We start from the raw sequence: 12,151 nt of genomic DNA on the forward strand, positions 1-12,151 counted from the left end.
CATTTTAGATAGGTATTTTCTATAAAATGTTTCCCGTTTTTATGCTATAATACCCAAGGTGATAATATGAAAAAATTAGGATTTATTCTACTCGTTTTAGCCCTTTGTGTTGGGTGTCAAACCAAGAAAGTAGAGACATTTTCAAATACAAGTGTAACCGCTGGATTTGATACATTTATATCAATAAAAACTGTTGCAGATTCGCAAGAACAATTTGATAGTTATTTCACGAGTTCTATCGAAAAGTTTGAGTATCTAAATAAGTTATTTGATATCTATAACACATACCCTGATGTTAACAATTTAAAAACAATTAATGACAATGCTGGTATAGCTCCTGTCGAAGTAGATCAATACATCATTGACCTACTAAATTTATCAAAAGAATTCTATGATTTATCTGGTGGGGAATTTGATATTACCATGGGATCAGTTCTTAAAGTTTGGCATAAATATCGTGAACTTGGATTAATGGCAATGAATGAAGGTGAATTGGGTAAATTACCTTCTAGTGAAGAACTTGAAACTGCCGCTGCTTGTAAAGGGTGGGAATTTGTTGAAATCGATGATGAAAACAATACCGTTTATATCAATAATCCATGCACATCACTTGATGTAGGTGGTATCGCAAAAGGTTTTGCTGCTGAAGTATTGGCTAACAATCTCATTGAAGAAGAAATTCCTTCTGGCTTTGTAAATGCCGGTGGAAATGTTCGTACTATTAATAAAAAATGGGATGGTTCTCCATGGGTTGTCGAAATACAAAACCCTGATGGAGCTGGTTCTTATCTAACTGTTTCTCGTCTAGGGTCTGCATCATTTGTAACAAGTGGTGATTATCAACGTTATTATATTGCAGAAGATGGTAAATTTTATCATCACATTATTGATCCAAAGACTAACTTCCCTGCTACGCACTTTCATTCTGTAACCATTATTACTGAAAACAGTGCAGTTGCAGATGCGTTGAGTACTACAATATTTACACTTCCTTATGAGGAAGGTAGTGCCCTTATAAGCAAGTATAATCAAGATCATCCTGATAAACCTGTTTCAGCAGTATGGTTAATGGATCAAGCACAAGCGAATGAAATTAAAAATGATCATCAACTCGTAGTTGGCAATTATATCGCTGTTTATACTGAAGATTTAAAAGATTCTTTAGTGGTTAAGGATCCTGCAAAATAACATAAAGGCATGCATTTGCATGCCTTTTATTATTCTATTTGCATTACTAATTTATCAACATTTTTAAGTAATCAATTTGATTCACACTATTATATGAAAAAAAGCCGTTTGCACGGCTTAGTCTTTTCCTAACAATCGAAACATATTTTTCTTATAGACTTCTACACCAGGTTGGTTAAATGGATTGATATCCAACATATAACAAGTCATTGCACATGCTCTAAAGAAGAAGTAGCACATGTAACCAAATGTATGAGCCTTCATATCAGGTAATGTAAGAATTAAATTTGGTACATTACCAGTAATTTCATGTGCTTCTAAAGTACCTTTACAAGCCATTTTATTTACCCAATCTAAACTCTTATCTTCAAGGTAATTCATGTTATCCATATTTTCTTCATCATGTGGGAATAAACCATCCATTGTTGGATGTTCTACTAGCAATAATGTTTCAAATAATACTTTTTTACCTTCTTGGATAAATTGTCCAAGTGAGTGTAAATCAGTTGAGAATGTAGCACTACATGGAAGAACTCCCATGCCATCTTTTCCTTCTGACTCACCAAATAGTTGTTTCCACCATTCGCCTACCATTGTCATTTGTGGTTCGTATGTCACTAGCATTTCAGCATCTTTACCTTGCTTTTGTAGAATACGACGTGCAACAGCATATTGGTAAGCTGTATTTTTATTTAAATCAGCATCTGCCAAATCTTCAAATGCTTGTTTAAAACCAGCCATCAATTCTTTTACATCAATTCCCATAATTGCAAGTGGTAATAAACCGACAGCTGTTGTTACTGAGTAACGCCCACCAATATCATCCGGGATTACAAATGTCTCATAACCTTCTTTTGTTGCAAGTTCTTTTAATGTGCCTCTTGCTTTATCTGTTGTTGCAAGTATACGAGTCTTGCATTCTTCTTTACCGTATTTCTTTTCCATAATTTGTTTAAGCATACGGAATGCCATTGCTGTTTCTGTTGTTGTTCCTGATTTAGAAATAACATTTAATACAACACTCTTATTTTGAATATAGTTTTCAACTTGTTTAAAATATGTACTTGAGAATGTATTCCCAATAAAAATAACTTCTGTTTTATTTCCAGAGTATAAACCTTGAATCATTTCAATGGCAGCACGAGCACCTAAATAAGATCCACCAATACCACATACAAGTAAAACCTCTGCTTTATCTTTAACATTTGCTGCTACTTTTAAGATACGCTCAAATTCTTCTTTATCGTAAGTATTTGGCCAATCAACCCAACCTAGGAAATCATTCCCAGCCCCAGTTTTATTCATAATCATTTGGTGAATTTCATTTACTTTTGGTTGATAATCTAAGATGTTTTCTTTTAAAAATGCATGTGAACTATCGAATTGAATCATATTTTTTCCTCCTTCGCCTCTTTAATCCATTGTTCCATTTTTTCTTCTATCGATTTAAATCCTATTTTCATCATAGGAACAGAATTAAACTTTTGAACCTTACGTTCTTTTCTAAATCGATTCGGTTGTACTGCCTTTAGTGAAAGTCGAGCTTGATGCGTTTTTTCATCAAAATCGATGATTTTAAATCGCACTGTATCATTGATTGAAACAAAATTATTCACATCTTTTACAAAGCCATCGCTAATTTCAGAAATGTGAACTAATCCTTTTGTATTTTCATCAATTGAAACAAAGGCTCCATAAGGTTGTATTCCCGTTATTGTTCCTTCAACAATTTGTCCAATTTGGTACTGCATAACCTCACTCCTAACCATACATTAGTATAACACAAGGAAGATAAAGTATGCTATACTGTAAAACGAGGTGGAAGAATGATAAGAGAGCTGAATAATATGTTCCCTTTTTGGGCTTGTTTAATAGCAATTGTGACAGCACAATTAGCAAAACCTGTGTTTGTCTATTTTAAGACAAAACAATGGGATTGGTCAGCTGTTTTTGCTAGTGGTGGTTACCCTAGTTCGCATACAGCCGGGGTCGCTGCATTGAGTTTAGCAGTTGGCATCCAAGAACATTTCTCAAGCACTATATTCGCAGTCTCTTTAGCTTTCGCATTAATCGTTACTTATGATGCTGCCAATGTTCGTTATTATGCTGGACGTAATATACAAATTACCCAACAATTAATTAAAGATATACAGGCTTTAACCCAAACAAAATTAGAAGATCCTATTTACCTTACAAAAGTTAAAGAGGTACTAGGCCATAAATGGATTGAAGTCATCGGTGGTATCTTCCACGGTATTGTGGTTGCAGGGGTTATCTACCTATTAGGAGTTAGTTTACTATGAAAGATGAAATTATTGAAGTTTTAGAAAAAATCCGCCCTTATATCCAAAGAGATGGTGGAGATGTAGAATTTGTTTCTGTTGATGAGAATGGAATTGTTACTGTCCGAATGTTAGGTGCTTGTGCTGATTGTTTATCCCTAGACACAACACTTACTGAAGGAATTGAAGCAATCTTACTCGAAGAAGTTGAAGGTGTCACTGGAGTTCGCCTTGAAGAAGCTCCTATGCATTTTTAAGAATTAGCGAATTTCGCTAATTTTTTTTATGATTTTTCAAATAAATTAATTATTTTAAATTTATTTATCATTTTTCGCAAATATTTTTATGTTTTTGATTGACTTCTTTAATTTAAAACCCAATAATTGAAATATATTTTAAAAAAGGAGCAAAAACATGAAATTTGAAACAGTATTCGATGATTTTGGTACTCTTGTATTCTCTGAGAAGGTAATGAAAGAACGATTACCTTATCCTGTTTATACGCAATGGAAACAAACAATGAGCAAAGAAAACAGTTTAGATCGTGTCACTGCCGACGCTATCGCACATGCAATGAAACAATGGGCATTAGAAAATGGGGCAACTCATTTTACCCATTGGTTTCAACCATTAACTGGATCCACTGCTGAAAAACATGATTCATTCGTTGAACCAGATGAGTTTGGTAATCCACTTTTACGTTTTTCTGGCAAATCCTTAATCAAAGGTGAACCTGATGCTTCTAGTTTTCCAAGTGGTGGGTTACGCGCAACTTTTGAAGCACGTGGTTATACATATTGGGATTGCAGTTCTCCTGCATTTATCAAGGATAATATTTTATGCATTCCTTCTGTTTTTGTTTCATATCATGGTGAATCTCTTGATAAAAAAGCTCCTTTACTAAAGTCTTTAGAAGCCATTGATAAAGCGGCTACACGTCTTGTGAATCTTCTTGGCGAAAAAGATGTGCGGCATGTAAATCCAGTTGTTGGTCTTGAACAAGAATATTTCTTAATTGATCGCGATTTATATAAAAAACGTTTGGATCTCCAATTTACCGGTCGTACTTTATTTGGTTCTAATCCATCAAAGACCCAAGAACTTGATGATCATTATTTTGGTAGTATCCCTACCCGTGTTTCTAATTTCATGAAAGAAGTTGACCATGAACTTTGGAAACTTGGTATTTATGTTAAAGCAGAACATAATGAAGCAGCTCCTGCTCAATTTGAATTAGCTCCTGTTTTTACAAACACAAATGTTGCGATTGATCAAAATCAACTTGTTATGGATATATTAAAGAAAACAGCTGAGAAACATAATTTTGCTTGTCTTCTTCACGAAAAACCATTTGCAGGATTAAATGGTTCTGGTAAACATAATAACTGGTCATTATGTACTGATACTGGTCAAAATCTATTTTCTCCTGGTGAAAAACCAGCAGAGAATATTCGTTTCTTGGTGTTTATGTGTGCGTTTATTAAAGCTGTAGATACTTATCCGGAATTACTTCGCATGGCTGCGTCCAACGCTGGTAATGATCATCGTCTTGGCGCTAATGAAGCCCCACCTGCAATTATTTCTATTTATTTAGGAAACTATATTGAACAAATATTAATGAATTTAATCAAAACAAATACAACCAAAGTTGTGACCGATATCGAAGGAAATCCAATCTTAGGATTATCATATATTCCACGTGATAACACTGATCGTAATCGTACTTCACCGATGGCTTTTACTGGTAATAAATTTGAATTTAGAATGCTTGGTTCTTCACTATCTGCATCAACCGTTAATGTTGTATTGAACACAATTATGGCTGAAGCTTTGGATTCTATTTCAAGTGAACTAGATGGAATTAAATACATCCAAGATGTCCGCGACAAAGGATTAGAAATATGCAAAAAAATTCTAACTAAACATGAACGTATTTTGTTCTCAGGAGATGGTTATTCAAGTGATTGGATATTAGAAGCAGCAAAACGCGGTTTACCAAATATTCCTTCTTATGTTGAATCAATCGATTCACTTATTGATCCTAAATCAATCAAGTTATTCACTGCTTATAAAATCTATTCTGAGAAGGAACTTATAGCACGTAATGAAGTATTAAATGATGATTATTGTAAAACTATTGAAGTAGAAGTTCGTACACTTCAACAAATTATTAAGCGTCAAATACTTCCTCTTCTTGTAAAAGAAATCGATGTAATTACACCGATATTAAATTTGAATATTGTACCTGATTATGTTACTCATCGACTAAATGAAATCACTGAATTGCTGAATAACTTATCAAAGAAAAATAATGAATTAGCACATGATTTTGAAAAAGTCTTACTCATTGATAATCTTCATGAACGCGGTCTAAAAATCGTTCATGAAATTATGCCACTCATGCTTGAAGTACGTCATATCATTGATGCTTATGAAAAAATATCTTCCGTTGATGTTTATGATATACCTCTTTATGGTGAAATTTTATTTGGTAATCGTTAAAAAAGGTGTCCTTTACAGGGCACCTTTAAATTTGTATTTTCTTTTCTTCAAGTCGTTTTTGAACACTTGTTTTAACCACAATATATACTACCGAAAATAATGGCACTCCCAAAAACATACCGACTAAACCAAAGAATCCGCCACCAACAATAATTGAAAACATAATCCATAAACTTGGCAATCCTAATGAGTCTCCTAAAATATATGGACCTAATATATTACCATCAAATTGTTGAAGCACAAGAATCCATAACGCAAACCAAACAGCCATAATTGGATCCACCATAAAGAGAATAAATACCCCCGGTATTGCACCAATAAATGGACCGAAAACTGGAATCATATTCGTAAGACCAACAATAAAACTTATTAGTACAGCATATGGCATTTTAAAGATTGTCATTCCTACAAAACAGATAACACCAATAATTAAACTGTCAATAAACTTACCGACAACAAACGAATTTAACATTGTAGTAGTTAGATTCGTTAGATAAACTGTATAATCCGCTACCTTCTTAGGAACAAATGCAAATAAGGCACGTTTGAATTGATTAATAAATCTTTCCTTGCTCATCAAGATATAGAAAGCAATAAAAATCCCTACAAAGAAATTCATTAAGCTTGTCAAAAAACCAAATGAATAATTTAAGATTTGTGGTAAGTATTGTTGCATACCGTTAATCGTACCTGTAACAATTTTTTCACCTGATGCAAATAAATAGGTCACTATCGATTCGTAGATAGAATCATTAATTGCTAAACTTTCTAAATACTTTTGTGCCTCTGATATATAAACATTCATCGATGAAGATAAAGTTGTGACACTTGCATACAACTGTGGAATCAATAAGGCAAGTAATCCACCTACTAAAATGAATAAAAATCCAAGTGCCGCTATAACTCCTAGAATTCGCTTTATCTTAAAATGCATTTTTGAATTCTTCAATAATTTATTCTCTACATAACTTTGTACTGGTGATATTAGAAAAGCTATTGCCATTCCAAATATAAAAGGCATCGCAACACCAATGAATTTCCCAACCCAATAAAATATTTCATTAAATCGCGAAAATAAAAAACATACTATAACGATGATTATTCCCGCAACCGTTAGAGCTTTTGTAAGTTCAACTGTTTCTTCTTTCAAATGAAATTTCATAAAAACCTCTTTCTAACTTGTATTTTATCATGTATATGTTTGCTACACTAGTCATTCGTTTCTTCTTCCAATAAATCTTCAAACGAACAAGAAATGATCCGCTGTAAATCATTGGCATTCATCTCTATTTGATATCCAATCTTACCACCACTAAATAAAATTGTATCAAATTTCTTAGCTGTTTCATCAATAATTGTCTTGAACACTTTTTTCATTCCAATAGGAGAACAGCCACCATGCACATATCCTGTAAGTGGATATAATTCCTTAGATTTAATCATATCTATTTTTTTCTCATTTACTAGTTTCGCAACTTTTTTTAAGTTCAATTCTTTATTTACTGGTATCACAAAAACATAATAACAGTTTGGTTTTCCACATGTAACTAATGTTTTAAATACTTTATCTGGGTTTTGATGCAAAATTGCCGCAACCTCAACTCCACTTACTGCTTCAATAGTTTCAAAATAATGACTACAATAATTTATCTTGTGACTATCTAATATTCTCATTACATTTGTTTTATCTTTGCTTTGATGCATTCTACTCACTTCTTTCACCATTCTATTATAATCCAAAAGTAATTCGTTGTTTAGTTATTGACGAAGGTTTAACATTATGGTTTAATGTATGAGTCATTTATCAAGAATGGTTTAGAGGGTTAGCTCGATGAGACCATACCAACCTGCGTAAGTAAGGTGGTAATGCTAACAACGATAAGGAAGAGATGAATTCTAGCGTAATGCCTCTTTCTTAGGAGGCATTTTTTTGTATGACATAGGAGGAAAATTATGAAATATTATTTTACAAGTGAATCAGTAACAAGCGGACACCCAGATAAAATCTGTGATTGGATTGCCGACCATATCTTAGATGAAGCAATTCGCCAAGACCCATTTAGTAAGATGGCTGTTGAAGCTACAATCAAGGATAATTTCATTTTAGTTTATGGTGAGGCAAACACTAAAGCTACAATTGATTATGCAAAAATTGCGAAAGACGTTTTAAAAGAAATTGGTTATGAAGAGGATTATGAAGTATTGGTTAAAGTAAATAAACAATCACAAGAAATTTCAAATGCTGTTGATGGTAGTGAATTAAGCGCTGGTGACCAAGGTATTATGTTTGGATATGCATCAGATGAATCAAAAGGCTACATGCCTGTCGCAATTGATATGGCTCATATGCTTGCAAAAAGACTTGAAGAAGTTAGAAGAAAAAATAATTTATTAAAACCAGACGGAAAAACACAAGTCACTGTTGAGTACGAAAACGATGAACCAAAACGTATTGACACAATTGTAATCTCTACTCAACACGCAAAAGAAATTACCCAAGAAGAATTGAAACAGTTGATTCTTACTGAAGTTATTAAACCTGTTGTACGTCAAGATTTAATCGACGAGAATACTAAATATTTAATTAATCCTAGTGGTTCATTTGTATTAGGTGGAAGTTTCGGTGATAGTGGAACAACTGGAAGAAAAATAGTTGTTGATACTTATGGTGGAAGTGCCCCTATTGGTGGTGGATGCTTTAGCTCAAAAGATCCAACTAAAGTTGATCGTAGTGCTGCATACTATGCTCGTTATGTTTGTAAAAATATGGTTGCGAACGGCTTTTGCAAAAAGTGTCAAATTGAATTATCGTATGCTATTGGATGCCCAAACCCTATTTCAATTAATATCGACGCTTTTGGTACTAGCACGTATTCAAATGAAGAATTATTGGCTATTGTGAATCGTAATTTCAACTTCTCAGTTTCAAATATTATTCAAGAATTAGATTTACGCAAACCTATTTATTCACAAACCACAAATTATGGACACTTTGGAAAACCATACCTTCCTTGGGAACAAATTAAGCCAATCAAATAAGGTTTTCCATGTTATAATACCAACGTGAGGTTGAAAGTATGTTTAAATTAATTGTAACTGACATGGATGGAAGCTTATTAAATAATAATAAAGAACTCCCCATTGATATCTTTGAAGTCATCCAACATTGTGAAAATCAAGGAATTGAATTCGCAATTGGAAGTGGTCGTTCTTATCAAACATTATCTACTATGTTTTCTTCAGTGAAAGATAAAATAAGTTTTATTTGCGACAATGGTGCTTATGTCGTTTCCAAAAATAAAGTATTGTTTAGTTCTCCTATTCCTAAAGATAAAGTTGACTTTTTTATTAAAGAAGGTCGCAAAGATCCACATGTTTATACTGTGCTCTGTACACCAACATTATCCTATTTCGAGAATAGCGAAAGGATTGACAGTCAATCCATGGAAGAAATACTTCATTATTATCCAAACTGTCAAAATGTTGATGATTTACTTGAAGTCGATGCAGATGTCCTAAAAATTTGTTATCTTGATCCACGTGGTGCTGAAAATTATATTTATCAACAATTAAAACCATTCAATGGTAATCCACGAGTGGTTCACTCTGCACATGTTTGGGTTGATATTGTCAATGCTGACGTAAATAAGGGAATCGGAATTGAAAAGCTACAAGAAGAGTTTAACTTAACTCATGCTGAGACAGTTATCTTTGGTGATTATTTAAATGACTTAGAGATGTTCCAACAAGCATCGACAAGCTTTGCACCTATTAATGCTCATGATGATATTAAAAACCTTGCAACTGAAATAATAGGTTCTAATGATGAATGGTCAGTTGTAAATAAAATTAAAGAATTAGTTAATTATTAAATAGATAAATTAAAAAGCTCATTACTGAGCTTTTTCTTTAATCAATTTAACTAAATCTATTTTTTCTTCTGTTGGAACAAGTTGTGATGTAAACTTAGTTCCCTTTTTATTAAGTTCTAAAATAATATCCATTTGCTCTTGATTCAAAGTCACAGAGCGCTTTAATGAAACACCATCTTCTTTTGCAGATAAATTTCCAATATTAACTTCCGGAAAAATATAACCACAATCAGAAATCTTTTTAAGTGTCTTAACACCTTTCATAACAATGAATAATCGATTTTGTGAATCGGATGGTTCTTCTAGTAATTTCTCTGCTGCGCGTTTGGCAGATATTATGCTGAGTTTTACTGTTTTTGGACAAGCCATCTTCAATGCAACTTGTTGAATTTCATCTTGTGAAGCTCCATCATCAACGACAACAATTTTTGTTGCATTCAATGTACTAGCCCATACTGCTGCTACTTGTGCATGCACTAATCTTTCATCAATTCTTACATTTACTATTTCCATAACTATCAACTCCTACGCATTCATCATAGCTATCAAAAACTCTTGTGTCAATCATTATTAAAAGAAGTATAATTAAATTAGGTGATGATAATGTCTGATTATAAAGTATCAACGTTTAATTTAAAAAACGATATGCCACTGACACGTAAGTTTTTAAAGTGGATGACAAGAAGAGATGCTGTTGTGAAATGTATTGAGAAAATTAATGCTGATATCTTGGGAGTACAAGAGTTAACTGATGAAATGTTGGATACAGTCTCAACCTTAAAAAAAACCTATAGTAAAGTAGGTCTACCCAGAAATAAAAATCCCAAAAGCAATAGCGAAAGAACTGATATCTTCTATAAAACAAGTCGCTTTACTTGTATTGCATCAAAGACTTTTTGGTTATCTAATAATCCCGATAAACCTGGAAGTAAATTATTCTTAAGTCCTTTTCCTCGTATTTGTACATATGCCATGTTGCAAGATAAACAAACAGGTGAAATAGTAAATGTTTATAACACACACCTTGATCATCTTTTTTCATATACCCGAAGTAAAGAAGCTGAAATCCTAATTAAACAATTACATCTACTTGGGGCAACAAAAAATGTTATTCTTTTAGGTGATTTGAATACTAATTCAGATTCAAATACAGTCAAAAAGATACTTTCAAATGAAATCATTCCATTAAGAAGTACCTATGCAAATACTCCTTCTACAAACACCATGCATTATGGAAATGGTAAACTTAAAAATAACGCATTACCAATTGACTATATATTTGTTGGTCCAGAATTTCATGTAAGAAGTACCCGAATTATTATTGATGAGTTTGAAGGTATGTATCCTTCTGATCATTATCCAGTTGTGACAATGCTAACTTTAAAATCTGACGATAAAATATAGTTTAAATCTAGACGAACAATTACTGTTCGTTTTCTTTTTGCAAATACCGAGAATTTATTCTATTAAAATGTTCTTCTTCCATTTTCAAAACTTGTTTTCGTATTTCAATTTGTTTTGTGGCTTTATCATTTGCTCTTTTTTCTAAAATAATATTGATTAGAACACCTAATGAAATTAATATTCCTCCATTAAAAGATGCATCACTAATATTTAATCCCATTAACATATCCAATGCTATCCCTGTAAATAGTTGTGCAACAAAAGTAAATATTGTTAATTTGAATGCTGAGAGCTTATATACCGTAATATTTGAGAGATAGACAACTGTGACACCAAATATACCACCTAAATATATAAAAGGCTCTAAAGACAATTGTACGCTCATAAGCGATGGTGTGTTATAGAAGACAAAGAATGCAATAATAATTGTAATCGGTAATCCTACTAAATGATTTACAAAAGAACTTGGTAACGCTCCTATCTTTTCCGCAAGACGTGCATTAATTGTTCTATTCAATACAACCAATATTCCTGCGCCAAATGAATACAGTATTGCTAATCTAGCATTTAAGACTGTATTATCAAGCATCAATAGAATTCCTAATAATGCAAATAGAAAAGTAATTACCATTGATTTATGTATTTTTCTTTTAGGCATTTTAAACAACCCAAAAATATCAATGAAGATTGAAAGGAGAATCTGTCCAAATAAGCCTAACGCTATAATACTGGTCATACTAATTTTTCCAAAGGATAAATTATTTGCCATTGTAATAAATACACCTACAATACCACCTAAATAAATCCACATCGGTTTTTGTTTGAAATCAAATTTCTCATTCCTAACGCTACAAAGTATAAATGAAAAGATGACTGCTACCACATGCAATATTATTGCCGCAA

General features: G+C 32.6%; 13 protein-coding genes and 1 riboswitch. Of the genes, 7 read left to right on the top strand and 6 right to left on the bottom strand.

Annotation, left to right across the window (positions count from 1 at the left end; translation table 11 throughout):
* Nucleotides 1-66 precede the first annotated feature (66 nt).
* Entirely contained in the window at nucleotides 67-1,188 is a 1,122-nt protein-coding gene (locus tag RSB60_RS04720) for an FAD:protein FMN transferase (protein WP_332614836.1), read from the top strand.
* A 117-nt stretch (nucleotides 1,189-1,305) separates the two neighbouring features.
* Here the strand turns inward: RSB60_RS04720 and RSB60_RS04725 are convergent, their stop codons facing one another.
* Entirely contained in the window at nucleotides 1,306-2,580 is a 1,275-nt protein-coding gene (locus RSB60_RS04725; protein ID WP_323381254.1) for a glucose-6-phosphate isomerase, read from the bottom strand.
* Nucleotides 2,577-2,939, bottom strand: coding sequence for a CvfD/Ygs/GSP13 family RNA-binding post-transcriptional regulator (locus RSB60_RS04730; protein ID WP_323381255.1), 363 nt, complete (start codon nucleotides 2,937-2,939; stop codon nucleotides 2,577-2,579). Before RSB60_RS04730 ends, RSB60_RS04725 begins: the two co-directional genes overlap by 4 nt.
* A 75-nt stretch (nucleotides 2,940-3,014) precedes the next feature.
* On the opposite strand from RSB60_RS04730, the gene RSB60_RS04735 reads away from it, so the two are divergent.
* From RSB60_RS04735 to RSB60_RS04745, 3 genes are all read left to right on the top strand, one after another.
* The gene (locus tag RSB60_RS04735) at nucleotides 3,015-3,491 is read left to right on the top strand and encodes a divergent PAP2 family protein (RefSeq protein ID WP_332614839.1); all 477 of its coding nucleotides are present in this window, start codon (nucleotides 3,015-3,017) and stop codon (nucleotides 3,489-3,491) included.
* Nucleotides 3,488-3,727 carry a NifU family protein gene (locus tag RSB60_RS04740; protein WP_323381257.1) on the top strand — a complete coding sequence of 80 codons (240 nt, stop codon included), beginning with the start codon at nucleotides 3,488-3,490 and terminating at the stop codon, nucleotides 3,725-3,727. The genes RSB60_RS04735 and RSB60_RS04740 overlap by 4 nt, the downstream gene beginning before the upstream one ends.
* A gap of 157 nt (nucleotides 3,728-3,884) precedes the next feature.
* The gene (locus RSB60_RS04745) at nucleotides 3,885-5,972 is read left to right on the top strand and encodes a glutamine synthetase III family protein (RefSeq protein ID WP_332614842.1); all 2,088 of its coding nucleotides are present in this window, start codon (nucleotides 3,885-3,887) and stop codon (nucleotides 5,970-5,972) included.
* A gap of 25 nt (nucleotides 5,973-5,997) precedes the next feature.
* Here RSB60_RS04745 and RSB60_RS04750 read toward each other — a convergent pair whose 3' ends face one another.
* Together RSB60_RS04750 and ybaK are read right to left on the bottom strand one after the other, a co-directional pair.
* Nucleotides 5,998-7,134, bottom strand: coding sequence for an AI-2E family transporter (locus RSB60_RS04750; RefSeq protein ID WP_332614844.1), 1,137 nt, complete (start codon nucleotides 7,132-7,134; stop codon nucleotides 5,998-6,000).
* Nucleotides 7,135-7,181: 47 nt separating this feature from the next.
* Nucleotides 7,182-7,676 (bottom strand): Cys-tRNA(Pro) deacylase, encoded by a 495-nt coding sequence (ybaK, locus tag RSB60_RS04755; protein ID WP_332516279.1) that lies wholly within the window; start codon nucleotides 7,674-7,676, stop codon nucleotides 7,182-7,184.
* 94 nt (nucleotides 7,677-7,770) lie between these two features.
* Nucleotides 7,771-7,857: riboswitch (SAM riboswitch) on the top strand.
* 65 nt (nucleotides 7,858-7,922) lie between these two features.
* Between ybaK and metK the strand changes: the two genes are divergently transcribed.
* Both metK and RSB60_RS04765 read left to right on the top strand, forming a co-directional pair.
* Nucleotides 7,923-9,011 carry a methionine adenosyltransferase gene (gene metK, locus RSB60_RS04760; RefSeq protein ID WP_332614853.1) on the top strand — a complete coding sequence of 363 codons (1,089 nt, stop codon included), beginning with the start codon at nucleotides 7,923-7,925 and terminating at the stop codon, nucleotides 9,009-9,011.
* 38 nt (nucleotides 9,012-9,049) lie between these two features.
* Nucleotides 9,050-9,844 carry an HAD family hydrolase gene (locus tag RSB60_RS04765; protein WP_332614847.1) on the top strand — a complete coding sequence of 265 codons (795 nt, stop codon included), beginning with the start codon at nucleotides 9,050-9,052 and terminating at the stop codon, nucleotides 9,842-9,844.
* A gap of 21 nt (nucleotides 9,845-9,865) precedes the next feature.
* Here the strand turns inward: RSB60_RS04765 and RSB60_RS04770 are convergent, their stop codons facing one another.
* On the bottom strand, nucleotides 9,866-10,357 hold the full coding sequence (locus RSB60_RS04770; RefSeq protein WP_332614849.1) for a PTS system mannose/fructose/N-acetylgalactosamine-transporter subunit IIB: 492 nt from the start codon (nucleotides 10,355-10,357) through the stop codon (nucleotides 9,866-9,868).
* A 90-nt stretch (nucleotides 10,358-10,447) separates the two neighbouring features.
* On the opposite strand from RSB60_RS04770, the gene RSB60_RS04775 reads away from it, so the two are divergent.
* Entirely contained in the window at nucleotides 10,448-11,248 is an 801-nt protein-coding gene (locus tag RSB60_RS04775; protein WP_332491356.1) for an endonuclease/exonuclease/phosphatase family protein, read from the top strand.
* 19 nt (nucleotides 11,249-11,267) lie between these two features.
* On the opposite strand, the gene RSB60_RS04780 is transcribed toward RSB60_RS04775, so the two are convergent.
* Nucleotides 11,268-12,151, bottom strand: an 884-nt coding sequence (locus RSB60_RS04780) for a DMT family transporter (RefSeq protein WP_332614851.1), incomplete at its 5' end; no start/stop codon positions are given.

Source organism: Anaerorhabdus sp. (genome assembly GCF_036657415.1).
Taxonomy (GTDB): Bacteria; Bacillota_I; Bacilli_A; order Erysipelotrichales; family Erysipelotrichaceae; genus Anaerorhabdus.